The organism is Thermococcus indicus, assembly GCF_006274605.1.
Classification (GTDB): domain Archaea; phylum Methanobacteriota_B; class Thermococci; order Thermococcales; family Thermococcaceae; genus Thermococcus; species Thermococcus indicus.
The window spans coordinates 1,729,974-1,755,008 of record NZ_CP040846.1 but is presented as its reverse complement, the minus strand read 5'-3'; the positions used below and the strand labels follow the sequence as shown (position 1 = coordinate 1,755,008).

28 protein-coding genes and 2 tRNA genes are annotated in these 25,035 nt (G+C 55.2%); 18 read left to right on the top strand and 12 right to left on the bottom strand.

Annotated features, from left to right (window positions below; genetic code table 11):
* Positions 1–526: 526 nt before the first annotated feature.
* The 3 genes from FH039_RS09445 to FH039_RS09435 all read right to left on the bottom strand — a co-directional run bounded on the left by FH039_RS09445 (position 527) and on the right by FH039_RS09435 (position 3,212).
* Positions 527–1,615, bottom strand: a complete 1,089-nt coding sequence (locus FH039_RS09445; protein WP_139681112.1) for an AAA family ATPase — start codon at positions 1,613–1,615, stop codon at positions 527–529.
* 175 nt (positions 1,616–1,790) lie between these two features.
* Positions 1,791–3,065 carry a DEAD/DEAH box helicase gene (locus tag FH039_RS09440; protein WP_240703210.1) on the bottom strand — a complete coding sequence of 425 codons (1,275 nt, stop codon included), beginning with the start codon at positions 3,063–3,065 and terminating at the stop codon, positions 1,791–1,793.
* Between the two features lie 69 nt (positions 3,066–3,134).
* Positions 3,135–3,212: transfer RNA gene (locus FH039_RS09435), tRNA-Lys, on the bottom strand.
* Positions 3,213–3,326: 114 nt separating this feature from the next.
* Here FH039_RS09435 and FH039_RS09430 point away from each other — a divergent pair.
* The 3 genes from FH039_RS09430 (at position 3,327) to FH039_RS09420 (ending at position 4,724) form a co-directional block, all read left to right on the top strand.
* The gene (locus FH039_RS09430) at positions 3,327–4,073 is read left to right on the top strand and encodes a DUF835 domain-containing protein (protein ID WP_139681111.1); all 747 of its coding nucleotides are present in this window, start codon (positions 3,327–3,329) and stop codon (positions 4,071–4,073) included.
* A gap of 44 nt (positions 4,074–4,117) precedes the next feature.
* Positions 4,118–4,205 (top strand) — tRNA-Leu (locus FH039_RS09425).
* A 156-nt stretch (positions 4,206–4,361) separates the two neighbouring features.
* Positions 4,362–4,724, top strand: coding sequence for a hypothetical protein (locus FH039_RS09420; protein ID WP_139681110.1), 363 nt, complete (start codon positions 4,362–4,364; stop codon positions 4,722–4,724).
* Here the strand turns inward: FH039_RS09420 and FH039_RS09415 are convergent.
* Entirely contained in the window at positions 4,717–6,624 is a 1,908-nt protein-coding gene (locus FH039_RS09415; protein ID WP_139681109.1) for a helicase C-terminal domain-containing protein, read from the bottom strand. The genes FH039_RS09420 and FH039_RS09415 overlap by 8 nt on opposite strands.
* A gap of 49 nt (positions 6,625–6,673) precedes the next feature.
* Between FH039_RS09415 and FH039_RS09410 the strand changes: the two genes are divergently transcribed.
* Positions 6,674–7,006 (top strand): hypothetical protein, encoded by a 333-nt coding sequence (locus tag FH039_RS09410; RefSeq protein ID WP_139681802.1) that lies wholly within the window; start codon positions 6,674–6,676, stop codon positions 7,004–7,006.
* On the opposite strand, the gene FH039_RS09405 is transcribed toward FH039_RS09410, so the two are convergent.
* The 3 genes from FH039_RS09405 to FH039_RS09395 all read right to left on the bottom strand — a co-directional run bounded on the left by FH039_RS09405 (position 6,996) and on the right by FH039_RS09395 (position 10,147).
* Positions 6,996–7,694 carry a hypothetical protein gene (locus FH039_RS09405; RefSeq protein ID WP_139681108.1) on the bottom strand — a complete coding sequence of 233 codons (699 nt, stop codon included), beginning with the start codon at positions 7,692–7,694 and terminating at the stop codon, positions 6,996–6,998. The two genes, FH039_RS09410 and FH039_RS09405, sit on opposite strands and share 11 nt — an antisense overlap.
* 99 nt (positions 7,695–7,793) lie before the next feature.
* Positions 7,794–8,840, bottom strand: coding sequence for a M42 family metallopeptidase (locus tag FH039_RS09400; protein ID WP_139681107.1), 1,047 nt, complete (start codon positions 8,838–8,840; stop codon positions 7,794–7,796).
* Between the two features lie 53 nt (positions 8,841–8,893).
* Positions 8,894–10,147, bottom strand: a complete 1,254-nt coding sequence (locus FH039_RS09395; RefSeq protein ID WP_139681106.1) for an ATP-binding protein — start codon at positions 10,145–10,147, stop codon at positions 8,894–8,896.
* Positions 10,148–10,347: 200 nt separating this feature from the next.
* Between FH039_RS09395 and sfsA the strand changes: the two genes are divergently transcribed.
* Positions 10,348–11,055: a DNA/RNA nuclease SfsA gene (sfsA, locus tag FH039_RS09390; protein ID WP_139681105.1), complete on the top strand. Its 708-nt coding sequence runs from the start codon at positions 10,348–10,350 to the stop codon at positions 11,053–11,055.
* On the opposite strand, the gene FH039_RS09385 is transcribed toward sfsA, so the two are convergent.
* Positions 11,052–12,290: a glycosyltransferase gene (locus FH039_RS09385; protein ID WP_139681104.1), complete on the bottom strand. Its 1,239-nt coding sequence runs from the start codon at positions 12,288–12,290 to the stop codon at positions 11,052–11,054. The genes sfsA and FH039_RS09385 overlap by 4 nt on opposite strands.
* Positions 12,291–12,389: 99 nt before the next feature.
* On the opposite strand from FH039_RS09385, the gene FH039_RS09380 reads away from it, so the two are divergent.
* Entirely contained in the window at positions 12,390–13,286 is an 897-nt protein-coding gene (locus tag FH039_RS09380; RefSeq protein WP_139681801.1) for a toprim domain-containing protein, read from the top strand.
* A 1-nt stretch (position 13,287) separates the two neighbouring features.
* Complete coding sequence (xerA, locus tag FH039_RS09375; RefSeq protein WP_139681103.1) at positions 13,288–14,130, top strand: site-specific tyrosine recombinase/integron integrase; 843 nt, start codon at positions 13,288–13,290, stop codon at positions 14,128–14,130.
* On the opposite strand, the gene FH039_RS09370 is transcribed toward xerA, so the two are convergent.
* From FH039_RS09370 to FH039_RS09360, 3 genes are all read right to left on the bottom strand, one after another.
* The gene (locus FH039_RS09370; RefSeq protein WP_240703209.1) at positions 14,081–15,397 is read right to left on the bottom strand and encodes an ATP-binding protein; all 1,317 of its coding nucleotides are present in this window, start codon (positions 15,395–15,397) and stop codon (positions 14,081–14,083) included. The genes xerA and FH039_RS09370 overlap by 50 nt on opposite strands.
* A 67-nt stretch (positions 15,398–15,464) precedes the next feature.
* Entirely contained in the window at positions 15,465–16,844 is a 1,380-nt protein-coding gene (pfkC, locus tag FH039_RS09365; RefSeq protein ID WP_206206152.1) for an ADP-specific phosphofructokinase, read from the bottom strand.
* 85 nt (positions 16,845–16,929) lie between these two features.
* Positions 16,930–17,643, bottom strand: a complete 714-nt coding sequence (locus tag FH039_RS09360; protein WP_139681102.1) for a maleate cis-trans isomerase family protein — start codon at positions 17,641–17,643, stop codon at positions 16,930–16,932.
* Positions 17,644–17,738: 95 nt separating this feature from the next.
* Between FH039_RS09360 and FH039_RS09355 the strand changes: the two genes are divergently transcribed.
* From FH039_RS09355 to FH039_RS09310, 11 genes are all read left to right on the top strand, one after another.
* On the top strand, positions 17,739–18,347 hold the full coding sequence (locus tag FH039_RS09355) for a nitroreductase family protein (protein WP_139681101.1): 609 nt from the start codon (positions 17,739–17,741) through the stop codon (positions 18,345–18,347).
* Between the two features lie 44 nt (positions 18,348–18,391).
* On the top strand, positions 18,392–18,718 hold the full coding sequence (locus FH039_RS09350) for a hypothetical protein (RefSeq protein WP_139681100.1): 327 nt from the start codon (positions 18,392–18,394) through the stop codon (positions 18,716–18,718).
* A 4-nt stretch (positions 18,719–18,722) separates the two neighbouring features.
* The gene (gene thiI / locus FH039_RS09345; protein WP_139681099.1) at positions 18,723–19,868 is read left to right on the top strand and encodes a tRNA uracil 4-sulfurtransferase ThiI; all 1,146 of its coding nucleotides are present in this window, start codon (positions 18,723–18,725) and stop codon (positions 19,866–19,868) included.
* Between the two features lie 58 nt (positions 19,869–19,926).
* Positions 19,927–20,178: a hypothetical protein gene (locus FH039_RS09340; protein ID WP_139681098.1), complete on the top strand. Its 252-nt coding sequence runs from the start codon at positions 19,927–19,929 to the stop codon at positions 20,176–20,178.
* 5 nt (positions 20,179–20,183) lie between these two features.
* Positions 20,184–20,597 carry a PIN domain-containing protein gene (locus tag FH039_RS09335; protein ID WP_240703208.1) on the top strand — a complete coding sequence of 138 codons (414 nt, stop codon included), beginning with the start codon at positions 20,184–20,186 and terminating at the stop codon, positions 20,595–20,597.
* A gap of 11 nt (positions 20,598–20,608) precedes the next feature.
* Positions 20,609–21,163, top strand: a complete 555-nt coding sequence (locus FH039_RS09330) for a DUF998 domain-containing protein (protein ID WP_139681096.1) — start codon at positions 20,609–20,611, stop codon at positions 21,161–21,163.
* 42 nt (positions 21,164–21,205) lie between these two features.
* A complete protein-coding gene (locus FH039_RS09325) occupies positions 21,206–21,796 on the top strand; it encodes an adenine nucleotide alpha hydrolase family protein (RefSeq protein ID WP_139681095.1) in 591 nt (196 codons plus the stop codon).
* Positions 21,797–21,956: 160 nt separating this feature from the next.
* On the top strand, positions 21,957–22,775 hold the full coding sequence (locus tag FH039_RS09320) for a cysteine synthase family protein (protein ID WP_139681094.1): 819 nt from the start codon (positions 21,957–21,959) through the stop codon (positions 22,773–22,775).
* Positions 22,772–23,113 (top strand): hypothetical protein, encoded by a 342-nt coding sequence (locus FH039_RS09315; RefSeq protein WP_139681093.1) that lies wholly within the window; start codon positions 22,772–22,774, stop codon positions 23,111–23,113. The genes FH039_RS09320 and FH039_RS09315 overlap by 4 nt, the downstream gene beginning before the upstream one ends.
* 37 nt (positions 23,114–23,150) lie before the next feature.
* Positions 23,151–23,279, top strand: a complete 129-nt coding sequence (locus FH039_RS12500; RefSeq protein ID WP_276607303.1) for a hypothetical protein — start codon at positions 23,151–23,153, stop codon at positions 23,277–23,279.
* 23 nt (positions 23,280–23,302) lie between these two features.
* Complete coding sequence (locus FH039_RS09310) at positions 23,303–24,256, top strand: MFS transporter (RefSeq protein WP_168188397.1); 954 nt, start codon at positions 23,303–23,305, stop codon at positions 24,254–24,256.
* Positions 24,257–24,267: 11 nt separating this feature from the next.
* Here FH039_RS09310 and FH039_RS09305 read toward each other — a convergent pair whose 3' ends face one another.
* Positions 24,268–25,029 carry an acetate--CoA ligase family protein gene (locus tag FH039_RS09305; protein ID WP_139681091.1) on the bottom strand — a complete coding sequence of 254 codons (762 nt, stop codon included), beginning with the start codon at positions 25,027–25,029 and terminating at the stop codon, positions 24,268–24,270.
* Positions 25,030–25,035: the final 6 nt, after the last annotated feature.

Sequence of the window (25,035 nt, the reverse complement as noted above, 5' to 3'; positions counted from 1 at the left end):
GAAACCTTTTAAAGGGCTGATTTTTGACATTAAACCAACGCTTTAAGTGTAATTTTTAAGAGTGCATACCTGATTTTATCCATTTTTAAACGACAAGGGAACTTTTTTGGTCAAGCTTTTCCCAAAAGCTTGTTTGCCGAGCGAAAGTTTCATCAAAGTTCGTAGCTCTCTTTTTAGAATGCCATTGTGACATTGATTTTCCTTACTCACCGTTTTCCCTTTTTGTGGAACCTTCTTGGAGTGTTCTCTTTGTGAGGGGTTGCTCTAAATAGACGCCCGAAGGGCGTCCGAGGAGAAAACCCTACCCAGAATTGCAAGTTTGAGAAGAGCTCCATAATTCAACGCGAACTCCCAATGAAAATCAGCCTCTCAAGAGGCCTTTACAAAGAAGCCACGAATCTTCACAAGTGCTGATGGGGGTTCAGATGCTTTTTTGAGAATTATTTTGGTTAAACTTTGTAAAAGCAAAGGTCGCTGGGGAGCTAACGTCCCGTGTACCGATAGAGTCCCGCAGAGTTAAAAGCTTTCATCCCTTCAACGCGAACTCTAACACGGGGTCGGCTATGTGGTAGGTGATGTTCCTGCCGTTAACCCTTTTCTCTATAAACGAGGCCTTTAGGAGGGCGTCGAGGAGTCTTGCAAGGGTTGCATCCGTTATCTCACGCTTTTCCGCTTTTTCAAGCTCCCTTTTTAGCTCGCTCCAGGTGTTTCTCCCCCGGGCTATCGCATGGAGAACCGTCAAATATCGCTTTCTTGCGAGGGGTCTCTTCTCAAGGAAGCGATCAAGCTCTCCCAAAGCCATCTTTGAAGCCTCTTCAAGAACTATATCTACCGTTTTTTTGCTCAGCCCCTCTCTGAGAGAGATCGTCCCAAACTTAACGAGCCACCCAACTATGCCGTCAAGCCTATTAACTGCATCTTCCAGAATTTCACTGGGGGCTTCTATCCCTGCCTGTTCAAAGCCTTTACGCAAAAAATCGATGCTCTGCTCTCTTGAGAACCGTGAAAGCTCTATCTCGTGAAAAACCCTTCCATAGAGGGGGGCGGTGGGGTCCTCAATACCTATGAATTCATAGAGCAGTCCAATCTCACTTCCAGTTAATATGAAGCTCGTCTCTCCGTAGTCGTAGAAATGGGCTATTAATGAGGCCAGCCCCTTTCCGGCCGGCCCTCTAATCTCCTGAACCTCATCGAACGCTATTAGGAACCCCTCGCTCTCAAGGGCAGAGACCAGTGAATACAACGTTTCGGGGTTCTTCCACGAGAGCGAGACTCCAACACCGGAAATTCTCACGCCGTCTATAAGTCTAATCTTGTCCTTCAATCTTTTGAGCAGGGGCGCGTTTTTCAGGAGGTATTCATTGAGCGCCGCCTGAAATCGAAGGTAGAGGTCGCGCCTTGAGTTGGGGTTCACTCCCCGGAGGTCAACTATAACGTGAGGGAGTTTCGCTTCGTTGAGGGCCACCCTTAGGAGGGAAGTCTTTCCAAGCCTGCGTATTCCTTTGAGCAGTATGAGGGGCTTCCGTGAGTTTATGGAGTTCAGTATATCTTCCAACTCCCTCTCCCTGTCATAGAGATCCTCCCTCCTGGCCTTGGGTCTTTCATCGAAGTACAAACTACCACCCCGATAGTATACTATCACCCCGATGGTTAAAAGGATTTAGTTGCCCTCTACTCCCCTCTCCCCAATGAATGAAATTGGGGGGGAAGGCTGTTAAGAAGAGCGATGCGGTCTGAATATGGGTTGAGATAGAGGGCAACGACCTGGTCGTCACCATCTACCTGGCTACTCAATAGCGGTAATCGTGGGAGTAGCCGTCGGAGTAGTTTCTCCTTCTGCCTCTTCCGTCCCTGCCGTAGCTCCTCGAGTGGCCCGGGTTCCTGCGGTAGCCCTTTGAACCGCTGTTCCTCTGGCTCTCCCTCTCATATCTCTCGCGGTACTCGCGCGGAATCTCCTCGCTCAGCTCGGACTTGCGTATCTCAACGCCCGCGGTCTGGGCGATGTAGCGGAGCCTCCTGAACTCGCCGGGCATTATGAAGGTCACCGCCCTTCCTTTCTTGCCCATCCTGCCGGTTCTGCCTATCCTGTGGACGTAGTCCTCGGCCGTCATGGGCAGGGAGTAGTTCACGACGCAGTTTATGTCCTGCACGTCGAGGCCCCTGGCGGCGACGTCCGTCGCAACGAGAACCCTGGTTTTTTTGGTCTTGAAGCGCCAGAAGGTTCTCTCGCGCGCGGCCTGGCTCATGTCGCCGTTGAGTGCCTCGGCGCTGTAGCCGGCCCTCCTGAGCTTCTCACTCAGCTCCCGGGTTTCCCTCTTGGTGGCGCAGAAGACTATGCCGTAGAAGTCCCCGGTGTCATCGAGTATCTTCCTGAGCATCGTGAGCTTCCTCGCCGGAACGACCTCTATGTACTCCTGATCCACCATCTCCGGGACGAGCTCGTCGCTGCTGACGCTTATGACTTCATAGTCACCCATGTAGCGCCTCGCGAGCCTCTTTATCTCCGGCGGCATCGTGGCGGAGAACATCAGCACGCGCTTCTTTCTCGGCGTCTCCCTGAAAATCGCCTCTATATCATCTATGAAGCCCATGTCGAGCATCCTGTCGGCCTCATCGAGGATGAAGAACTTTACGGAGCTCAGGTCGAGGGTTCCGCGCCTTATGTGGTCGAGAACCCTGCCAGGAGTCCCCACTACAACATGGGTTCCCCTCTCAAGTGCCCTTATCTGCGGCCCTATCGGCTGACCGCCGTAGACGGCGTAAACGTAAACCCTCTTCCTCCCGCGGAGGCTCTTGATTTCATCAGCCACCTGGAGGGCGAGCTCCCTCGTGGGGGTCAATATTATCGCCTGAACGGCCTTTATCTTCGGATCAATCGCCTCGATTATGGGGAGCGCAAAGGCGGCAGTCTTTCCCGTCCCGGTCTGGGACTGGCCGATTATATCGACGTCGCCCGATAGAAGACGTGGAATGACCTCCCTCTGAATGTCCGTTGGGGTCTCAAAACCCTTCTCTCTAACCGCCACTAACGTGGCCTCCGATAAGCCCAATCTTTCAAAACTCATTTTCCTAACTCCTTACGTTACTCAAACGCATCCCTTCTCAAACGGAACGCGTCGAGAAGAAACGCGGTCTGGCGGGCCGGGGGGGATTCGAACCCCCGACCACGGGATTAAGAGTCCCGCGCTCTAACCATGCTGAGCTACCGGCCCTTAACCCGAAGTCATAGACGGGAGGTTGCTTTATAAATTTTTCGGTGTGGAGCTTCAAAGGCCACATCTTACCCTCGCGAAAAGGATATAAACCCCGCCCATCATGTTGAAACGATGATCACTTACGAACATGTGAAACTTGCGGCAGAGGTTGTGGCATTTATTGCGGTGATGGGGGCGATTTACTCCTTCATGGCTTTACGTAGGGTTATCAGAGACACCCTTGGTGAGGGCGTTTTTCGTGCCCTTACCCTTGGAAGCCTGCTACTTCTGCTGGGTTACGGGGTCAATGTGCTTAATGATGTGGTATCCTCGGAGTTTCTGAAGATTCTGGATGATGTCCTGGTTGCCCTCGGCATGGGGATTGTTATGGTTTGCTCCATCACCACGAGGCGGGCGATTGCGACGCACGTCAAACCCCATGTTGTTTTTGACGGCACGTCCACCATCTCGCCCGGGCCGTACCTCGTAAGATCGATGTCTGTTGACTCGGTTTTACGCCTCCTCTCGGGCAAGAAAATTCTCGGCGTTACTCGCTTCCCGGAGGTGTACCTTCGCTGTGGTGCCTCCTACATCTGGCTCAGCAACGTTGGGGGATCGAATGCCGTGTCTCCCACTGCCCTCGCACCGCTCCTCCATGCGGTAACAACGAGCGTTGACAGGGACACCTTTGTTATACTGGACAGTGTGGATTATCTTGTGCTGCACAACGGAGAGGATGCTGTTCTGCGCTTTGTTCTCCATCTGAAGGATATACTGCTGACCAAAGGTGCCGGGCTGGTTATAATCGCTTCCCCCGAGACGCTGGGCGAAAAGATGGTAACCCTGCTTGAGAGGGAGTTCAGAAAGCTCCCCATGTGACCGTAAAATTTATAAAGGCTCCCCGAGCCTTATAATTTGGCGACGCGGGGGTTGCCAAGCCTGGTCAAAGGCGCGGGATTGAGGGTCCCGTCCCGTAGGGGTTCCGGGGTTCAAATCCCCGCCCCCGCACCAAACGGCGCTTTTCTGGTTCCGAGAATCTTCATCTGGAATTTAAGCGCTAACACGGTTGTTTCAGCAGGTTGTACTGCGGAAAGAACCCTCGAGAATGTGTATAAAAATTTGTGTGTACCGAAACATTTATCGTTAGAAACGCATCATTTAGTGGCGATGAAGATAATAAAAATCCCCAGTAATGACAGTGTGGGCGTCATAACCGTTGGAACCCCCTTAGAGGTTGAGCTGGACATCGAGGTTAAACCGCGCAGGGGGGAACTGGTTCTCTGGATATCCAACCCGAACACTGTGAAGGTTGAGATCGACAATGAGGCTGAACTGTATGAGTACATCGGGTTCTGGCAGAAGCTGGATCCGGGAATAGTTTTTTTGAACCGGAGGGTTGTTTTAATTCCCGGCGAGACCATCGAACAGCGCATCCCCGTCGATCTGCCTCCCGGACGCTACAAGGTCGTTAAGTTTGCGTACGTTAAGGGCGCCAAAATTAGGGTGGAGAGGGAGTTCACGGTTAGGTAGCCCAGAACCTCTTGAGGTAGAGCCGCATTCTTCCCAGATCAACGGGTCTCACCGTTTCCACCATCCAGTCCGGCAGGTCTTTCTTTATCCCTCTCCAGAGCAGACGGTAGTCGAGGACCACTATCGAACCCTTCTCCTCGGCCGAGCGGTGCACCCTTCCCGCAGCCTGGACGAGCTTTCTGTGGGCCGGCAGGTAGTAGCCGTAGTACCTGCCCTTCTCCGGGAACTTGCGTTCGAAGTACCTTATCCTGGCCTGAACCCTCGGCGTTGGCCTCGCGTAAGGGATTCCGACGAGCACCACGCCGTTCATTTCGTCCCCGCTGTAGTCCTGCCCCTCGCTGTTCCTGCCACCCATCACGCCGAGCAGTACCGCCCCGTTGCCCCTCGCGTGGGCCTTGAACTGGGCGACCATGAGGTCGTTCTCAGCCGAAGAGACACCCTGCTTCTCGATGAAGACTGCTTTTCCCGTCTCCTCCAGCCTGACCTGGAGGTTCGCCGATAGAAGACCCTGGAGAACCTCGTAGGATGCCGCGAAAACCCCGACGTTCTTTGGGATTATCTTCGCCGCTTCCACTATGTAGTCCACCATCTTCCTGTAAACCTGGAGCGAGCGCTCATCGCCCCTCGTCGAGACGTCTTTGGCCACCAGAACCTGGGCGTTCTCGCGCTTTACCATCCTCGGGAACTTCTTCAGGCGGGCGTTTTCCACGCCCATGACATCGCGGAAGGCCTCAAGCGGGGTGAGCGTTCCGGACATGAATATCGCGCTCTGGACATCCTTTATGAAGCCCAGGGCCTTGGATGGATCAAGGGCAACGAGCTCGAGGCTCAGCCCCCTGTCCCTGCTCATGAGGAACAGGTAGTCCTCCCTTCCGATGAGGGAGAGCCACAGGAGAAGGAACTCGCCGACGCGCCCGATGTAGGAGCGGGGGGGTTTGCCCTTCTCTATCCTGTCCTCCCTTATCGAATCCCCGACCGCCACCATGTCGTTGAGTGTCTTGACGAGCCACCTCGTGTCCAATCCAAGAACCTCGACAACGTGAGAGAACACCAGCTCTGGCTGGATGGCGGTCTCCTGGACGTCCCTGTTCGCCAGTTTTTCCTGGAACAGTATCTCCAGCCCCCTGCCCAGGATGCTCAGGAAGTTTGCTATCTCGTGCTCGTTGTACTCATCGGCCTCTTTTATTGCCCTGTTAATCGTGTTTATGCTTATTTTATCGCTGAGTGCTGAAATCGCCTGATCCGGAAGGTTGTGGGCCTCGTCGAAGACCACTATGAGGTCAGAGTAATCGACGTCGAGCGAGCTTATGAAGTTCTCCCGTATGGTGGGGCTGAGGAGATAGAGGTAGCTGGCGACTATCACGTCCGCCTTCTCCGCTATCCTCTTGGTTAAATCGTAGGGGCACAGCTCCAGGGTCTGCGAGTAGTCGAGTATCTCCGCGGGGTGACTCGGCTCCCCGAGGAAGAAGCGCACCAGCTCGTCGAACTCCGCTTTTTTCTTCTTTTCGTTCTCGTAGAACTCGCACTTCCCGAGCTTTTTGAGGTTCTTGCAGACGACCATGGCGGTGTAGGCGTCGCTCGTGAACTGGGTGAGGTACGTGTGCAGGCAGAGGTCCTTCCTGCTCCTGAGCTCAACGCCGGAAACGGGGCTCTTCCCCCTTATCGCCTTTAGCTCCTCTATGACCCTGTCCATCTGCCTGTGGGTTCTGGCCAGGTAGAGCACCTTGTAGCCCATTTCCTTGGCGTGGGGGAGTACTCCCGCCAGGACGCTCACGGTCTTTCCGAATCCCGTGGGTGCCTCGATGATGACGTTCTCTCCGTTTTCAACTGCCTTTGAGACCAGTTCTATGAAATCGCGCTGGTTCGGTCGCAGGTTTTCGTATGGAAAGTAGTCGGTCATGGGAAAGAGTTTTAACGGCTCGCTTTTAACTTTTCCCCAGGTGACAGTAATGGACGAGAAGACGGGCAGGTTCATCGAATACGCGGTTGAGGCCCTCGTGGTGACGTGGCTGGGGTACCTGTTCCTCTATCAGAACTACCTGCTCTACCGGTGGCACCGTGGTCTCCCGCTACCCTCCAGATTCCCGTTCATCCTCCTCGGAGTGATCCTTGGGATTCTGTTCTTCTGGTACGAGTGGAACAGGTTCGAGAAAGAGCTCGCTAAGAGGGAGGAAGCCGCCAGTGAGTCTGCGATCCCCGTGGTCTCCAGAAGCTCGAATTCCCCAGAGGAGCCCTCCGAAAGGACCTCGGAGACGGAAGAAAGCGAAGGGACTACTCCCTGATCCTGATGACGTACTCTCCCCTCGCATCTATTCCCTCAAAATCCTCCGCCCCCACGTTTAGAATCCCCTTCTCCACCTCGATGATCGAACTTCCGGAATCCGACCCGTACTCGACCCTTCTCACAATGTCGTTCTCCACCGTGACCGTGAACCACTCCCCTCCGTTCTCGCCCCTGAGGGTGAACGAGGAGCTTCCGATATTGAACCGGACGTACCTTATCGCGTGGGCCAGGAGGGATGGCTCGAAGTTCCTGATTATAAAGTCCCTCGGTGAGCCGAAGGCCCTCGCCGCTATGATGCCGTGGCTCTCGGCCATCTTCGCCAAACTGAGCCCCGCTCCTTCGGCGAGATGGGCCAGCTTCTTGCCCAGCATTCTCTCACCGGGGATGTCGGCGGAGGCCTTCGCGATGAGCCCCCCTTCTGCGGCGAAGGAGAGTATCAGAAGTCCCCTGGGTCCTTTAACGACGTAGGTGACGTGGGGTTCGTTAAATGTGAACTCGAGGACCCCCTCAAACTCGAACCTGAGCAGAAACTTCCTGATGGCAAACCTGGCGAAAACCTTCTCCCCCCTCTGGGTTACCTCCGCCTCGTACGGAAACGTCGAGAAAACCCTTTCCGGCCTTGAAGCTACCCCCACAAGCGCTTCCCACCCTGCCGAGAAGGGCGCCTCTGCCGTCCTTGATTCCATGGGGCGCACCCTTGTGCATTCGTCCCCAGAATGTACTCGAACGGGTTTTTAAATTTGGCGATGGGAAAGGGCCGAAACAATAGGGAAAATAGGAGGGGTTCAGAGCTTCAGCTCCGGAATCTCCTCGAGAACCTTGACGGTCAGCTTGACGGCCGCATCGACGTCCCTCTCATCGACCACTTCCGTGTTGGAGTGGATGTAGCGAGCTGGAATGCTTATTCCGCCGCTCGGAACGCCGGCCTTGTTGAGGTGTATCGCTCCCGCGTCGGTTCCTCCGCCGGTGAGGATGTCCCACTGGTAGGGAATCTCGTACTTCTTGGCTATCTCTTCCATCCAGCGGACGATGGTCGGGTGGCAGATGACGGAGCGGTCCATTATCTTGATCGCGACGCCCTTTCCGAGCTGGCTTATCTGCTTGTGCTCCGGTGTTCCGGGAACGTCGGCCGCTATGGTGACATCCAAAGCAAAGCCGTAGTCGGGGTCTATGCCGAAGGACGAGACCTTCGCACCGCGGAGACCGACCTCCTCCTGGACGGTGGCGACGAAGTAGACATCTGCATCGGTCTCGGCCAGCTGTCTCGCGGCCTCGACGAGGATGTAGACCGCTATCCTGTCGTCGTGGGCGATGCTGACGAGCCTGTGCTTTCCGAGCCTCTCGAGCCTGCCGTCCCAGGTGATGACGGTGCCTATCCTAACGCCCATCTCCTCGGCCTCTTCCTTGCTCTCGGCGCCTATGTCTATGAAGACCTCGTCCCAGGTTGGGGCCTTGTTCCTCTGCTCTGGCTTCTGGATGTGCGGCGGAACGCTTCCACCGACGCCATAGACGAACTCGTTCGGGCCGACCCAGACCTTGAAGCGCTGGGCGATGAGCGTCCTTGGGTCAACACCGCCAACCGGTGCAACGCGGAGGAAGCCGTTCTTCTCGATGTGGGTCACCATGAGGCCGATCTGGTCCATGTGTCCGGCGAGCATGACCTTCGGGCCCTTGCCCTTCTTGTGCGCTATCACGTTGCCGAGCTTGTCAACCTTAATCTCGTCGACGTAGGGCTTGAATGCCCCGATAACAACGTCCCTAACTCCCAAGAACTCGTAGCCGGAAACACCCGGCGCCTCTATAATCTTTTTGAGAAGTTCGTAGTCAACCATCACAACCACCCCTTTCGTTTAGATTTCCATCTAAATGGTCATGTCTGGGATATTTAAGGTTTTAGGTGCTCCAGAACTCCATCAATGGTAATGCAGTCGGCACACTCCCGGCGAAAGCCCCTTGCTATGAGAAGGTAGCGCTTTTCCCCTCTCCACGGGGCGTTTTGGGCCTTGGCGATGAGCCTGCCGATCTCCCTCGGGCCATCGACGTTGGTTTTCCATTTCGTCTCTATGAACGTGGCGATGTTCTCTTCCCTGTTGATGGCAACGAGGTCTATCTCGTAGTTTCTCCCCCAATGAGGGCCGATACTATCAAAGGTAATTAGCTCCCCGTTCAGGTCGTGCAGGAGGTCGAGAACGACCCTCTCAAAGACCCTCCCAAAGAACTCCGGGAACTTCCCTTCGAGGTTTCTTCTGAAGGCATTAAAGTCCCCTGCCTCAACCTGCCTGCGGTTCGGTTCTATCAAACTAAACCAGAAGTTCAGGAAGTAATCGCTGATTACGTACCTCGAACGTCTGCCGCCGAGGAGGGGCCTTTCACGGGTTATTATTCCATAGTAGTCTTCCAGGGCCTCAAGGTACTTCGTTATGCTGCCCGGCTTCATCCCCACGGCGTTAGCAATCTCAACGAGCCTGTTCTTTCCGGAGGCTATCGCATCGAGGATGGAGAAATAAGTCCTGTACGCCTTACCGAACTCGTCTATGAGAAGGCCTTCTCCTTCGGCCGTAAGTAGGGTGGAGTACCGAACCGCATCAACAATGAGGTCCGGAGGATTGCCGGCTTCGAACACCTCCAAGAGTTCGTAGTACTTTGGGATTCCGCCGAAAATACCATAGAACTCAACCTGCTGGACGGGCTCTGTGATTCCAAGATCTTTGAGCATCTCGAAAACCCATCTTGGACGCAGGGGTTGCAGTTCTATGAAGAGAGTGCTCCTGCCGTAGAGGGGGGCTTTCCTGGAGGTCAACAGTTTCCTCATCATTCCAAGGTATGAACCCGATAGAATTATGAGGAGCGGCTTATCCCGGTTTCTGTCTATGAAGCGCTGGAGGTCGAAGGCTATGGCTGGATTTACCCGGAGAACGTTCTGAAACTCGTCAAAGAAAACTGCCTCGACGTCGGCCACTTCCAGGTATTCAAACATCTCGGAGAAGGTCTCAAACCGCGGAGAATACCTCAACTTTGCCCTGAGCTCCCTAGAGAAGTCCTCAAGGATGAGCTTTTCGCTTTTGACTGGAATGAAGAAGTCGAGATAATCAACGCCCTCCCTTTTGAAAAACTCCCTGACCAGCCCTCGTCTTTCCAACTCGCCGGCGTCCGGTTATAGTCACAACCACGAGCCGGGAGCGGGACAGTTCGAGCGCCTTCCTGGGGGATTCCATCTCGCGCTCCCTGTCGTAGAACCACATTTGTAACCACCAACTGGATTATCCTGTAACTGGATATAAAGTTTCCGAGGGTTTGGATGTTCCAAAAACTTATATCCACCTCCCCTGAGATTAGACCATGCACGTCCTGTTCAAGCTCAAGGTCATCCCGTGTACCTTCCTCAAAAGGCTCAACCGCTTCGTGGCGCTGGTTGAGGTTGGCGGTGAGGAGAGAAGGGCCTTAGTGACCAACACAGGTCGCTTGGAGGAGTTCATGGTTCCGGGTAGGAAGGCCTTCTGCACGCCCAAGACCGGCGGAAAGACGGACTTCGTTCTGGTCGCCTTTGAGGACCTGGACGGAAGGGGGGCGGTGATAGACACCCGAACCCAGGCCAGGGCCTTTGAGAGGGCAGTCGAGCTCGATATGGTCCCCTGGCTGAAGGACTGCAGGATAAAGCGGAAGGAAATCCGCGTCGGCAAGTCGCGCCTCGATTACCTCTTTGAGTGCCCGGAGGGCGAGGTCTACGCCGAGATGAAGAGCGCCGTCCTGCGCGGGGGAAGGAAGGGCGAGTACGCGATGTATCCGGACTGCCCGAGCTTGAGGGGACAGAAGCACATTGAGGAGCTGATCGAACTTGCGAAAGCCGGGAATAGGGCTATGATTTTCTTCATCGGCGCGATGCCTGCCGTTGAGAAGTTCAGGCCGTACGAGAAAGGGGATCCGGAGATAGCGAGGCTCCTTAGGGAGGCACAAAAAGCCGGCGTTGAAATCCACGCGCTCAGCATCTCTCTCCTGCCCGATGGGAGGGTCGTTCTTGAGAGGCCGAGTCTGGGGATAGAGCTCTAAACCGCCGTCCGCGGGGTCTTGTACCATACCTTCTTGGCTTTTCCAGCCTCCCACAGGCCGGCTAGCGAAATGAATATCCATATCTGGGAGTAGGTGTAGTACATGAGCGGCGCGAGGAGCCAGCAGCCAACGCTCCTTATCTTTCCGTCGTAGAGGCCGGCGAATATCTCCAGCAGGAATGATACGTAAACGAAGCTCAGAACGAAGCTGGTGAACCAGGTGGTACCGCTCGAAGTCAGAACCAGGAGCACAAAAGCCACGTCAGCCACTATGACCGCTATCGCCAGGAGATAGTACACCATCAGAGTGAGAAGCAGGTCAAAGCGCAGGCCCCAGCCTGGAATCTCGTGGAACCTCTTTATGTGCTCCCTCACGGTGTAGACGTTCCCGGCCGCCCACCTGGTTCTCTGCCTAAACCACACGCGCCAGCTCTCGGGCTCCTGCTCCCAGGTGACGGCGAGTGGGTTGTAGGCTATCCTCTTTCTAAGGGCAATTATCCTGAATGACAGCTCCAGATCCTCTGCAAGCGCTTCCTCGTCCCAGCCGCCGAGCTCTTCGAGCAGGTCTTTTCTGATTACGAAGTTGGTCCCTGGGAGCACCGCGGTTTTGTAGAGCCTGCTCTTTCCGCTCTGGCCGGCCAGCTGGAAGTAGAGGTACTCCATGCATATGAACCGCGTGAGGACGTTCCTGTCCCAGTTTATCGTCCGGACCTTTCCGGTAACCGCGGGTGTCTCATCGCTCAGCATCGCCACCAGAGCCTTGAGCGCCCCGGGCTCTGGTCTGTTGTCCGCGTCGTAGACCGCTATGACCTCCCCCCTGGCCAGCCTTAAGCCGTAGTTCAGGACGTAGCTCTTTCCCCTGCCGCCGCCCTCAACGCGGATTACTCTGATGAAAGGGTACTCCTTCGCAACCTCCTCGGCTATCCCCAGCGTGTCGTCCGTGGAGCCATCATCGAGGAGAAGAACCTCCAGCTTGTCCTTGGGATAGTCGAGGTTTGCCATCGCAAGGAGGGTGTCCCTTATGACGAGCCCCTCGTTCCTTGCCGGGATGAGGATGGTGACGGAGGGAAGCCCGTCCGGAATCTCGGGCTCCTTAAACTTTGAGTTGTATCTCAACCCTGCTATCGTCAGGGCTATGTAGTAGAGGAACACCGGGTAGATAACCGCGGCTGAGAACAGCCAGATGAGGCGAAGAATTGACATCAAGAGCTCAACGGTCTCAGCAAACAGTTCCATACGCCCCTTCCGGTTGTTATGTTCTTTATTCCTTATAAGCCTGCCTCCAACGCGGAAGCGTTTTAAACCCGAAGGGGGAGAGAAAGTCAGGTGATGCGTATGGCCATAGTCGATGTTAGAATCCTCGTGGAAGGTGCGAGCGACGTTGAGGTTGTAAGTAAGGCCCTTCAGGGCTTGGCTCTGGGAAGCGAGTACAACATCACGATTTCCGCGATAATCCCGACGACCAACGTTGAGATAGCGAAGAGTGCCGCCGCGGGCGCTGACCTCCTCATCATAGCGACCGACGCCGACAGGGTCGGAAGGGACCTGGCCGAGAGGCTCTTCAGCGAGCTGGGGGAGATGGTCGGGCACGTTGAAAGGATGAAGCTCCCCCTCGGTCACGACCTGGAGCACGTCGACGTCGAGCTCGTCAGGAAGGAGCTCAAGAACACCCTCGTCCGCGCAGGGTTGAAGACCCTCCAGCTTCTCCCTGGGTATGTGGAGCTGAGGAAACAGCTGCTGGATGTGAAGGGACAGCACGACCTGCTGGCTCAGGAATACGAGAACCTTGAAAAGGAGCATGGGGAACTCCAGGAAAAGTACGAGGAGCTTCACGCCGAATACGTTAGGGTTAGAAACGAGAACGAGGGATTGAGGGAACTGCTGGAGAAAAAGAGCAGACCCCTCAGAATAGATGATGCCTGGAAGTCCCTCTTCCCTGCGGAGCCTGTGCCGGATGAAAATGTCATAGCCCTGGCCGTAGAGAAGCTCGGTCTGGCTGGTAAGGTGATAGTCGGGCAGGGCTACATCTTCGCCGAAGAGAAGGAGCTCGTGGAGGAGCTGCTGAAGACGGTCTACCTGAGCCTGAGTATAAAGGAGGAGCTTCCCAAGCCGCCCAAGCCACCGGTTGAAGAGCCACCGAAAACCTCCGAGCCCAAGCGAAGCGAGCCTAAAGTGATTGAGAACGCCGAGGTAAAGCCCGAGGACATCGAGGGACTCCTGAAGGGGCTGTGAGATGGAAGTCCCCGAGCTGATGGAGGAGTACGAGACGTACCTCGACCTCGAGGGGAAGAGCCCTAACACGATTAGGATGTACTCCTACTACGTGCGCCGGTATCTGGAGTGGGGCGGAAAGCTAAACGCCCGCTCCGCCCTCCGTTTTCTCGCGAGGCTTAGAAAGGAAGGCTACTCCAACAGGAGTTTAAACTTGGTCGTCCAGGCCCTGCGCTCCTACTTCCGCTTCGAGGGCTACGATGAAGAGGCCGAGAAGCTCAAGCCCCCGAAGGTTCCCAGGAGTCTTCCAAAGGCTCTGACGCGCGATGAGGTTAAGAGGCTCCTCTCGGTTATTCCACCGACAAAAAAGCGCGATAGGCTCATAGTCCTCCTCCTCTACGGCGCCGGTCTGCGCGTCAGCGAGCTGTGCAACCTCAAGAGGCGCGACGTTGACCTGGAGCGCTCCATCATCGTGGTTCGTGGCGGCAAGGGTGCCAAGGACCGCGTCATACCAATTCCGGAGTTCCTTGCGAGGGAGATACGGGCATACCTTGAAACGCGCTCCGACGACAGCGAGTACCTCCTCGTCGAGGAGAGGAGGAGAGAAAAGGATAAGCTCTCCACCAAAACAGTATGGTACCTCCTGAAACGCTACGGCGTCAGGGCCGGCGTTGAAGTTACTCCCCACAGGCTCCGCCACAGCTTCGCGACCCACATGCTCGAAAACGGCGTCGATATAAGGGCCATTCAGGAGCTCCTCGGCCACTCGAACCTCTCAACGACGCAGATTTACACCAAAGTCACCGTCGAGCACCTCAGGAAGGCGCAGGAGAAGGCGAGGCTGATAGAGGGGCTGATGGAGTGAGCCCCAGCAGGAACTTCCAGAGGGGAAGGACGTTTATTCTGAGGCCGTCCCTTTCAATGATTTCCTCTTCCCCAAGCGTCACAACCGTGAGGTTCTCGCAGCCAAGATTTCTACCGGCCATGGATAGGGCAGACAGCTCCCGCTCCCGTGCATCATTAAGGCTCAGGGTCACCTGAATCAGTTCCACAACCCTCCCCGACTCTGAGACGACGAAATCAACTTCTTTCTCACCGGAACCTCCGTAGTAGTGAACGTTGAGAAGCGGGTTCAGATAGTGCTTCCTTCTGAGAAGCTCAAGGAACACGGCGTTTTCAATATCCCTTGCGGGGTCTTTCCTTGAGAAAAGGGCCAGGCCGGTATCAACGAGGTAAACCTTCTTGGGGGCTCGGAGGGACTCTTTTTCGGAGCGGGCAAACTTCGGAAGGAAGAAGACGAAGAATGAGTCTTCAAGTGCTCTGAGGTATTCGAGGACCGTCGTTTTTGACGTTCCAAACTCGGACTTAAGGAAGCGGTGGATTGAGCTGTACGATGTGTACTTCGCGTAGTTCGAAAGCAGAAGCTTGACAAGGGCCTCAATAAGGGCCACGTTCCGAATCCCGTGTCTCTCTACGACGTCCTTCGTTATCATCACCGAAAGGTACTCTTCAAGTATTCTGACCTTATCGCTGAGCAGGGCCACCTCTGGAAAGGCGCCGTATTTTAGGTACTCATCCAAAAGATTTTTTATCACGTGCACTTTTCTGCCGTAGAGGTCGCGCTTTTTAAAGTCCACACCCTTGAATCGAATGAACTCTCGAAACGAGAGCGGGAGGAGAGTGTATGAAATTCCGCGTCCTCTCAGCTGGGTCGCGACCTCCCTCGAGAGCAGCCGCGAGGACGAGCCTGTAACCGCCACCATGAAACCCTCGTCAAGCAGATACCTTACGCCGATTTCCCAGTCGGGGACGTTCTGAATTTCATCGAGAAGGAAGAAAACCTTGCCCCCAACGTTCTCCGGATAGAGGTCAAAGTAGGCATCAACAATTCCCGGAAAGTCTCGTCCAGTTATCCCGAACAGGAGCGGGTTCTCAAAGTTCAGGTAAACGTAGCGTTCCCTTTCCTCCCTAACCATCGAATAAAGGAGATACGTCTTCCCGGAGCGCCTTGGACCGATTATCACCGTCGCCTTTCCCCTGTTCAGAGAAAGCTCTAACTCCCTCCCCACAACCCGTGGCAAATCCCTCTCGTGAAAGAGGCGGATATAGCGTTTGATGTCTTCGGGATTCATGGTACAGTATACAGTACCAATCTTTAAAAGCATTTGGTACGCCACACCGTACCAAAAATTTGAAGGTTCAGAGCTCCCCCTTCCCCCTCAGCATCGCGAGGTAGCTCGTGAAGGCTCCAGCGGAGATGGTGTCGCCCAAACCGACGGTTGAGACAGGGTTCCTGACGAGCCTCGTCGGGATTATGACGACCTTGTACTCCCTGGTTCTCAGGCGCCTTTTCGCCTCCTCGAAGCGCAGTTTGACGTACTCCCCGCGCTCGTTGTACGGTACGCTTAAACCTACTCTGAAGTCCTCGGGCGAGCGGATTTCCCCAAGGGACGCGCGGGCAGCGGCCAGGGTCGTGGCGAGCTCGAGGCTGCTCCTCAGCTCCTCCTCGCTCAGCGGGTTGTCCGAGTGGGTGATGTACATGATGTAGTAAATCGTGTGTATCTGGAGCACCTCGAGGTTCATCTCATCTATCAGGATTTTTCCGCCGAGAACCGTGTCCTCGATGCGGTTGTAGGTAAAGATCCTGTCTGAGAGCTTGGAGTAGCCGAGGGCGTTGAGGACGTGGGCTATCTCCGCCTCGTCCATGCCGACGCTGTCAACGAGGGGGAAGAGATTGTAGATGACCTTCTTCCTCAGCTCGCGGTTCTGTATCGAGGCGAACTCGAGGTGAACCTTAACGTCCTTCTCGCGCTTGAGCAGGAGTATGTCCTTTTTAGCCTCCCTCAGGTAGTGGTTCGCATCCTTTCCGTCGGAATAGCGGAGCTTTATCCCCTGGTAGCCCGACAGAATAGCCCCATCAACCTGAAGACCTATCTCCGGCAGGAACCGCTTCAGCTCGGGGTCGGTGTAGATCCTTATGCTCTCGAAGCGGGCGGAGACTATGAACCTGCCAGAGAAGGGGACCTGTATCGTCTCGTCTCCGAGCCTGAAGGTCGTCCCGGCGCGGAATTCAAAAATGCGGTTCACCTTTATCGGATCGCCCTCGCGGTAAGCCTCGCGCGGGTGTTTGAAGGCCAACCTGCTGTCTTCGACGACAGGATACGCCAAGTTGGGCCTGTCCACGAACATCTCGGCCTGCTTCCTCGCGAGGTGGGGGGTGTAAACCATCACCCGCCTGAAGTCCAGATTCGCCAGGAGGTTGGCTATGATTCCTGCCTGACCGCCCATCCTCTCAACGTCGTATTTGAAGTGGGAATCGAACCATGTGTGGAGCTCCTCGTTGACGAGGGGCACTGCCATCGGCTTGCCAGTCTTGAGGGCGTGTACCAGCCTGGCAACGAAGTCCAGCGGCTCGTTTATCTCTCTCGGATAGTCGTCCATCCGTTTCCTGACCGCTTCGGCCCCAAACTCGTCTATGAGCCTCTGCACTACCTCCCCTTTCAGAAAGGTTATCGCATCGACGTTCGTGTTGTAGGCCGTGTATACCGAAAGCTTCCTTGCCTCGTCCAGGAGCCCCATATGTATCACCCTCAGTGACTAACACCTAAGAAATGTGGGGGAGTTCTTAAAAGGGTTTCGGAATGAAGGGGCGGAAGGAAGAGGGTCAGAAATCAAGGAACAGCCTACCCAGCCCCGGGATCCGCTCCATAACGTCCATCTGGCGGAGGGCCAGCCACAGCGAGGCCTGGTTGCTCGTAACGACCGGGACGCCGAGGTCCTCCTCGAGAACTTCGATTATCTCGAAGGTTCTGAGGTTGGTGCAGCTGATGAAAATCGCATCGGCCTCGTCCATGAAGCTCGCCTTGGCGAGGCGGTAGGCCTCGTGGGGCTCGAGCTTTCCAATCTGGGTGTTGTCCTCTATTCCCAGCCCCCTGATGTCAAGGACCTCGAAGTCATTGGCCTCGAGGAACTCCCTCTCCCGCGCGTTTATCTCGTCCGTGTATGGGGTTATCACAAGGATCGACTGGGCGTCGAGTATCTTGAGGGCCTCGACAACGGCCGTACTCGTGCTGACAACGGGGACGTTTACCTCCTCCTCGATTTTCGCCTCGATCTCCTTCTCGTAGTCCTTTCCCCCGATGAAGGAGCCGCTCGTGCAGCCGTAGAGGATAAGCTCAACGCCCGCGTCACGCAGAAGCCTGGCGCTCTCAACGGCCATGGCGTTCATCTTGACCAGCTCTTCCTCCGTTACGTTCTTCAGCGGAACCCTCGCCGTGTGAAGGGAGACCCCTTCGGGGAGCGCGGAGTGAAGCTCCATCTCCATGGTAGTGTTCGATGATGGAACGATAAGACCAAGCCTGCCTCTCCATCCGTACATGCTTTCACCTCTTGGGGACTACTCGGGAGTTCTCTTAAACCTTTGGTTTCGGAAAGGCTGATTAAGGCCGGCGAGAAATCTCTGGGGGTGATAGCGTGGAGCTCGACGACGCGATATCGAACAGGACTTCCGTGAGGTATTTTGAGGAGAGGAACGTCCCCGAGGGGCAAGTTAGGGCACTCATCGCGGCCGCGGTGAGGGCGCCCACAGCGAGCGGCCTGGAGAACTGGAAGTTCGTGATTTTCGAAAGTGAAAACGCGAGGGAGAGGCTCTACAACCTCATAGCGGAGGGCATGATCCGGTATTACCGCGCCGTGAACCTGCCCGATGAGAAGATAGAGAAGCTAAAGAAACGTATGTACGAAAGCGGGATGTACCGCGCACCTGTTTACGTGGCGGTCTTCATTGACAGGCGCGTTCGCTTCCTCAAGGGGCGTGAGTTCGACGAGCTTGAGTTCGTCTGGAGTGTGGAAAGCGCAGCCATGGCCATCCAGAACCTCATGCTCAAGGCCGTTGAGCTCGGCCTCGGAACGGTCTACATCGGTGTTACCAATTTCCCGGGCATAGAGGGGGAAGTCAGGGAGCTTGCGGGCCTCGACGGGAACCACTACCTCGTTGGGGTCATCCCTGTCGGCTATCCGCGGGAGGAGACACGGCCTAGAAGACGGAGAAAAAGCATCGACGAGGTGCTCAGGTTCGTCTGAGTTACCTTTTTATTCCCCCCACCCTACCAACCTCCGGTGGGACGATGATAGAGTTCGTGATACTGCTCGGGGTCATAGGCGGCTGGATAATAGTGGCCTCGACCCTCTTCCTGATGCTCGCGCTGGGTCAGACGTGGGGCCTTGTCGGCGTCGCCCTGCTCATCGGGTTCATCCTGGTCAACCACTCCCTCAAGAGGAAGTACATGAGCACGATAGTCGATGCGACGCCCAGGGCCAAGGCCATAGCGGCGCACATCTTTGAGATGAACGAACTCATCCTGCTCTCCTCGTACCTGGTTTCCCTGCTACTCTACGAGGGCATACAGAAGTACGTGGAGATAATAATCAAGTTCCCGCACATGGTGGGGTGATAGGATGTTCAACGTGGTTATCGTCAGATACGGTGAGATAGGAACGAAATCCCGACAGACGAGAAGATGGTTCGAGAGTATACTCATGAACAACATCCGCGAGGCCCTGGTGAGCGAGGATATAGAGTTCAAGAAGGTCGAGGCGAAGCACGGAAGGATTCTCGTGAAGACGAACAAAGCGAGAGAAGCCGTTGACGTTCTCGGGAGGGTCTTCGGCATAGTGTCGCTCTCCCCTGCGATGGAAACCGACGCAGACCTTGATAAGATCAACAGGACGGCTTTGAAGCTCTTCAGGAGGAAGAAGCGTGAAGTTGGGCTTGAGAAGCCGAAGTTCCGCGTCACGGCGAGACGTATAACCAAGGAGTTCCCCCTCAAGAGCCCCGAGGTTCAGGCCAAGGTCGGCGAGTACATCCTTGAAAACGAGGAGAGCGAGGTTAATCTGCACGAGTACGACATCGAGGTCGGCATCGAGCTGATGGAGGGTAAAGCCTACGTCTTCGTTGATAAAATCTACTCCTGGGGCGGCCTGCCGATTGGCACCCAGGGCAAGGTGGTGGCACTGCTCAGCGGGGGCATAGACTCACCGGTCGCCGCTTTCCTCATGATGAAGCGCGGCGTTGAGGTCATTCCCGTCCACATCTACATGGGCGAGAAAACCCTCGAAAAGGTCAGGAGGATATGGAACCAGCTCAAGCGGTACGGCTACGGCGGAAAGGGCGAGCTGATAGTCGTTAAACCTAAGGAGCGCGAGAGAATAATCGAGAAGTTACGCGAGATGAAGAAGGAGAAGTACACCTGCGTATTCTGCAAGTACATGATGGTGAGGCACGCCGATAGAATAGCCCGGGAGTTCGGGGCGAAGGGCATCGTCATGGGCGATTCCCTTGGACAGGTGGCAAGCCAGACCCTTGAGAACATGTACATAGTCAGCCAGGCGACTGATTTACCGATATACCGTCCGCTCGTGGGGCTTGACAAGGAGGAAATCGTCAGGATAGCGAAGGAGATAGGAACCTTCGAGCTCTCGACCCTGCAGGAGGACGAGATTCCGTTCATTCCCAAGCACCCCGTCATAAGGGGCTCCTGGGAGGAGTTCAGGAAGATCTACAGGGCGGTCTTTGGAGAGGAACCAAAGCGAGGAGGGTGTTAGACATTTAACAAAAGGTTTATTTGCGATTGCATTCAACATCAAAAATAGGGGGAAAAACATGTCGGAGACAAAAGTCGTGCAGACGGAGGTGGACATGGAGGTCTACAGAACCCTGAAAGCCGTGGCCAGTGCTGAGAAAAAACCCCTCAAGGAAATTATCCGGGAGATACTAAGGGACTACGCGGAGAAAAAGAAGAAAAAGCTTCTTGAGGAGGTTGAAAAAGACCCCATATGGGAAGCCGTTGGGTTGCTGGAAACGAACGAGGAGGACGCCAGCGAAAGGGACGACTGGGGTGTCCCGGAATGGTGAAGCGAATGAACGAGAAGATTTACATGGACACAAGCGCGCTGATTGCGTTCTTTAACCCCAGGGATAGAAATCACGAGGCTGCCACATCATTCTTTCGAGAAATGGCTCTTGAGGGAAGCAGCTTCATCATTGGAAGGCACACTCTCCTTGAGTTTCTGAGCGGTGCCTCGAAGAGGGTCGGGAAAAGAAGGGCAATTTTAATCAGGGAAAAACTGCTGGAGAGCAAGTTCATAGAGATCGTGGCGGAAAAAGACGGAGACTGGAAGGATGCATGGAAATGTTTTGAAAAATACGTGGATAACAACGGGATTGACGTTTTTGACTGCCTGAGCTTCTCAATCATGAGGCGGCTTGGAATCAGAAAAGCCTTCACCTTTGACGATGACTTTGAAACCGCTGGCTTCATAAAGTTACCCTGAGGTGAGCAACTGTGGGGCCGTTAAAATTTTCTCCATCTCTCAGTCTATCCCTTCCCCTCGTCTTCATCGTGGGTCTGCTCATCGTACTGAGCCAGAACCCGTGGTTCTCCTTCACGGACAACGCCCTCAGCGACATGGGGTCAATACGGAATCCGGTTAACTACTACTTCAATGGCTTCCTGATGGTCTTCGCGGTCATTGGCTTCATCGCCTCCATCGGTGCCCTGAGAAACGGGCTGTCCTACCTGATGCCCCTCGCGATGGTTCTCCTGTTCCTCGTGGGAGTCTTTCCCGAGGAGTACGCGCCCCACGCCCCGGCGGCGGTCTTCTTCTACGTTCTTGCCTTAACGGACATAACAATTATCGGTCTGAAACTCGGGAGGAATGGACTTTTGGCCGGCTATGCCTGGAGCGTTCTGGCGGTCCTCACCTTTGCCCTGATGCTCTATCTCGTTAAGGCGAGGGTCTTCAAGGGGCTCGCGATTCCAGAGCTGGTTGGCGCCGCCACGATACTTGCGTGGTTCACATACATCGGCCTGCTCCAGCTCAAGGGTTTCAAACTCTGAGTTGAGGAAAGCTTCATATATTCTTCCCCGCTTTCCTCAATCATGAAGGCAGTGGCGCTCTTAAGTTCAGGCATTGACTCGCCGGTGGCGATCTACCTCATGCTTAGAAAGGGCTTTGAAGTGACCCCCGTTCACTTCAGACAGAGCGGTACGAAGGAGTCCAAGGTTTTTGAGCTCTGCGAGGTTCTCGGAAAGTACGGAAAGCTGAATGAGCCGGTTATAGTAGATGCCTACGAGGAACAGGCACCGGTTTTTTCGAAGCTGGCGGAGATTGGAAAGGGAAAGTGGACGTGCCTCTTCTGCAAGTGGACGATGCTGAGGAAGGCCTGCGGGATAGGGCACCTGGTAGGGGCGAAAGCGATAATCACCGGGGACAGCCTCGGCCAGGTCGCCTCGCAGACCCTCGACAACCTGCTCATCATAAGCACCGCGAGCGACCTCCCGATTCTGCGGCCGCTCATAGGCCTTGACAAGGAGGAGATAGTTAGAATCGCAAAGGAGATAGGGACGTTCGAGGTGAGCATCGAGCAGGAGGAGCCGTGCCCGTTTGTGCCGAGGTATCCTGTGGTGAGGGGCTCGCTCGGTGAGTTTGAGAAGATAAAGGAGAGGCTCGTGAGGGAAGGGGCGCTCTGATTACCCAATTTTGTCCATAACTGTTCGTTTTGGGAAAGCTTTTAAAGGATTTTTCCGAGCCTTTTACGGTGAGGGCAAATGAACGTGTTTAACAGCACCTTAGAGCTGTTTGAGAAGTACAAGCCGACCCCCCTGGTCAGACTCTCAGCCGAGAGGGGGGATGTCTTTTGCCAAATTAGAGTTCTTTAACCCCTTCAGCAGGAGCATAAAGGACAGGACCGTTTTTAACATGCTTATGAAGGCCCTGGAGCGCGGCGACATCAACGGCACAAGAAAGCTCTTTGAGGCCACATCCGGCAACGTCGGGATTTCTCTGGCGGCATTGAGCAACGTTTTTGGCATCGAGTTCAGAGCCTATCTGCCGAAGCCAACGCCCAAGGCCACGCAGGTTCTCCTGAAGGTTCTCGGTGCTGAAGTAGTTATGACGGACTTCGAGACGATAGACCCGACGATGGTGCGCTTTGTGCAGGGGGAGGCCAGAAAGGCAGGAGCCGTGAACCTCAACCAGTTTGAGAACGACGACAACTTCTTGGCTCACCGCTTCACGGCCAGGGAGATAGACGAACAGCTGAGGAGCATAGGGAAGACGCCCGACGTCATAATAGCAGGCATCGGAACTTCCGGACACATAGCAGGCATAGCTAGCTACTTCAAGGAGCGCTACGATACGCAGGTTATCGGTGTGGTTCCAGCGAAGGGCGAGAAGATACCCGGCATCAAGAGGCTTGAGACGAGGCCCAAGTGGTACTTCCAGGTCGAGATAGACAGGGTCTTGGAGATAACGAGGAAAGAGGCCATCGAAGGGGCCATCCGCGTTGCGAGGAGAGACGGCCTTCTCATAGGCCTCAGCTCCGGTGCCGTTGTTAAGGGCTATGAGAAGGTTGCCGGGGAGCTAGGCGAGGGGACGTACGTTCTCATATTCCCCGACGATGGGTTTAAATACGTCGAGGTATTTGAGAGCTATCTGGGGATGACATGAAGCGACTTGCCCTTGCCACTCTCCTTCTTTCAATCAATGGAGTACTGCTGCTGTACTACGCTTATTCTTGGGGCTCCATGATTTACCTGGCCTTTGCCCTCCTGAGCCTTGTCCTTGCATACGGTGTGGGAGCGGAGAACAGGACTGCAGTAAAGGTGGCGCTCATCTACGCGGCCATCGAGTTTTTCTTCGCCCTGCTGTTCCTTATCGCCGGCAACCTCTTTTCAGCGATCGATGCCGCGATAAGCTTCTTCATACTCCACGACATCCTGGGCTACATCAAAGAGGTGACTCTGGAAGAGGCGGGAGAGGAACCCGAATCCGGTGTGGAGGAATGAGTGAGTTGTCTCTCGTCAGCAACTGGGGATGCAGGGTATGAGAACCTCCAAGGCCCTCTACCTCATCCTTATCGCGGGATTCTTCGCGATCCTAGGCTCCACGATGAGCAAGTCCCCCACGCTTCCCCTCTACGCCTGGAGCATCGGGCTGGGGAAGGGGGGATAGGCCTCGTCGCTGCCGCCTCGACGGTGACGGGTATCTTCATAAACTTCGCGTCGGGTCTTCTCAGCGACGTTTACGGGAGGAAGAAACTTCTCAAGATGAGCGGCTTCGTTTTTCTCAGCGCACCATTGCTGTACTTCCTCGCGGGCGACGCTTTGACCCTCGCCCTCGTCAGGGTTTACTACGGCGTTGCGACGGCCATCTTCGTCCCTGTGTCCTTCGCCCTGGTCAGCGACCTTTATCCAGGCCGGAAGGGCACTTTCATGGGCTTCCTGAGCTCGTCAACCCTAGTCGGCCGTGCACTTGCCCCGGTCCTTGCGGGGAGCATAATATACTTCCTTGGATTTTCCGTGGTCTTCGTCCTCTGCTCGCTGACTGGGCTGGTGGTTTTTGCCCTCACCTTCAGGTTCCCCAAGACCGGGGGCGGGCTCGGGAGATTTGAGTTCACGTTCAGTGGGGAGCTCCTCCTGATAGGTCTCCTGGACGCGGCCGTGTACATGGCCTACCAGGGCATAGAAACCTTCCTGCCCCTCTTCTACTACCTCCAGGACAAGGCCTGGCTCTCCGGGCTGATACTGACGGTGGAAATCGCTATAATGGCGGTCGTTAAGCCCTATGCGGGCTATCTCAGCGATAGGATTGGCAGAACGAAGCCGATAGTGGTGGGCATGACAATGGTTGGCCTGGCGATGTTTGCCTTTGCCCTCTCGGACTCACTTCCGCTGGTGGTTCTGGGTGCGGTGGTCTTCTCGGTGGGCGCCTCGATAAGCGAGGCCTCAACGAAACCCCTGGCCACGGAAGTTTCAAAGCTCCGCGGAACTGCGCTGGGTTTCCTGGAGAGCATAAAGGACGTAGGCCAGGCGCTGGGGCCGGTTTTGATAGGGTTTCTTGGCCTTAGAACCGGTTTTACATTCATCGGAATATTCGGAATCCTGTCGCTGGGGCTGTTTCTCCTCGCCCGCCAGAGGAGGAAAACTTGAAAAGAGAGGAGTCAGGCGCACCTCTCCCTGTACTCGGTGCTTATCTCCTCCCTCTTCTCGGTCGGCTCCTTGACGATTATCCTCGCATCGACGACGACGGCACCCTTGCCCTGCTCGTAGACGAAAACCGGGTTGAGGTCCATCTCCTTGATGTAATCGTCGAGGTCGTTGACGAGTTCGCTGACCTTGAGGAGGAGGTTGACTATGGCGTCTATGTCTGCCGGCTCCTCGCCGCGGGCCCCAGCGAGAATCGGGTAGCTCTTTATCTCCGTTATCATCTTCCTGGCGTCGCGCTCGGTTATCGGGATTATGCGGAAGGTGACGTCCTTGAGAACCTCGACGAAGATTCCACCGAGACCGAACATGAGTGCGTGTCCGAACTGCGGGTCTTCGGTGACGCCTATGATGATTTCCCTGCCCACCTTGAGCATCGGGGCTATGAGAACGCCAAGGATTTCAGCGTCCGGGCGGTATTTGCGCGCGTTCTCATGGATGAGCTCCCACTTCTCCTTCAGCTCCTCGGGGGTCTTGATGTTGAGGAGCACAACCTTCGCGTCGCTCTTGTGGAGAATCTGGGGGGACATCAGCTTCATGGCGACGGGATAGCCGATTTCCTCCGCGTACTTGAGCGCTTCATCAAGGGTCTTGGCGAGCTTTTCCTCCGGAACCGGGAGGCCGTAGGCTTTGAGAACCTGCTTTGCCTCGTACTCAACGAGCGAAGTCCTTCCGGACTTCAAAACCTCTTCAATAACTTTAAGGGCTTCCTCCTTCATGATATC

Coding starts and splice junctions, on each gene's coding strand:
- FH039_RS12500 (WP_276607303.1), top strand. CDS start 23,151: ATGAGAACCTCCAAGGCCCTCTACCTCATCCTTATCGCGGGATTCTTC.
- FH039_RS09340 (WP_139681098.1), top strand. CDS start 19,927: ATGTCGGAGACAAAAGTCGTGCAGACGGAGGTGGACATGGAGGTCTAC.
- FH039_RS09400 (WP_139681107.1), bottom strand. CDS start 8,840: ATGGTTGACTACGAACTTCTCAAAAAGATTATAGAGGCGCCGGGTGTT.
- FH039_RS09370 (WP_240703209.1), bottom strand. CDS start 15,397: ATGAATCCCGAAGACATCAAACGCTATATCCGCCTCTTTCACGAGAGG.
- thiI (WP_139681099.1), top strand. CDS start 18,723: ATGTTCAACGTGGTTATCGTCAGATACGGTGAGATAGGAACGAAATCC.
- FH039_RS09405 (WP_139681108.1), bottom strand. CDS start 7,694: ATGGAATCAAGGACGGCAGAGGCGCCCTTCTCGGCAGGGTGGGAAGCG.
- FH039_RS09430 (WP_139681111.1), top strand. CDS start 3,327: ATGATCACTTACGAACATGTGAAACTTGCGGCAGAGGTTGTGGCATTT.
- sfsA (WP_139681105.1), top strand. CDS start 10,348: ATGCACGTCCTGTTCAAGCTCAAGGTCATCCCGTGTACCTTCCTCAAA.
- FH039_RS09315 (WP_139681093.1), top strand. CDS start 22,772: ATGAAGCGACTTGCCCTTGCCACTCTCCTTCTTTCAATCAATGGAGTA.
- FH039_RS09385 (WP_139681104.1), bottom strand. CDS start 12,290: ATGGAACTGTTTGCTGAGACCGTTGAGCTCTTGATGTCAATTCTTCGC.
- FH039_RS09325 (WP_139681095.1), top strand. CDS start 21,206: ATGAAGGCAGTGGCGCTCTTAAGTTCAGGCATTGACTCGCCGGTGGCG.
- xerA (WP_139681103.1), top strand. CDS start 13,288: ATGGAAGTCCCCGAGCTGATGGAGGAGTACGAGACGTACCTCGACCTC.
- FH039_RS09360 (WP_139681102.1), bottom strand. CDS start 17,643: ATGTACGGATGGAGAGGCAGGCTTGGTCTTATCGTTCCATCATCGAAC.
- FH039_RS09420 (WP_139681110.1), top strand. CDS start 4,362: ATGAAGATAATAAAAATCCCCAGTAATGACAGTGTGGGCGTCATAACC.
- FH039_RS09305 (WP_139681091.1), bottom strand. CDS start 25,029: ATGAAGGAGGAAGCCCTTAAAGTTATTGAAGAGGTTTTGAAGTCCGGA.
- FH039_RS09410 (WP_139681802.1), top strand. CDS start 6,674: ATGGACGAGAAGACGGGCAGGTTCATCGAATACGCGGTTGAGGCCCTC.
- FH039_RS09320 (WP_139681094.1), top strand. CDS start 21,957: ATGTCTTTTGCCAAATTAGAGTTCTTTAACCCCTTCAGCAGGAGCATA.
- FH039_RS09350 (WP_139681100.1), top strand. CDS start 18,392: ATGATAGAGTTCGTGATACTGCTCGGGGTCATAGGCGGCTGGATAATA.
- pfkC (WP_206206152.1), bottom strand. CDS start 16,844: ATGGGGCTCCTGGACGAGGCAAGGAAGCTTTCGGTATACACGGCCTAC.
- FH039_RS09415 (WP_139681109.1), bottom strand. CDS start 6,624: ATGACCGACTACTTTCCATACGAAAACCTGCGACCGAACCAGCGCGAT.
- FH039_RS09440 (WP_240703210.1), bottom strand. CDS start 3,065: ATGAGTTTTGAAAGATTGGGCTTATCGGAGGCCACGTTAGTGGCGGTT.
- FH039_RS09380 (WP_139681801.1), top strand. CDS start 12,390: ATGGCCATAGTCGATGTTAGAATCCTCGTGGAAGGTGCGAGCGACGTT.
- FH039_RS09335 (WP_240703208.1), top strand. CDS start 20,184: ATGAACGAGAAGATTTACATGGACACAAGCGCGCTGATTGCGTTCTTT.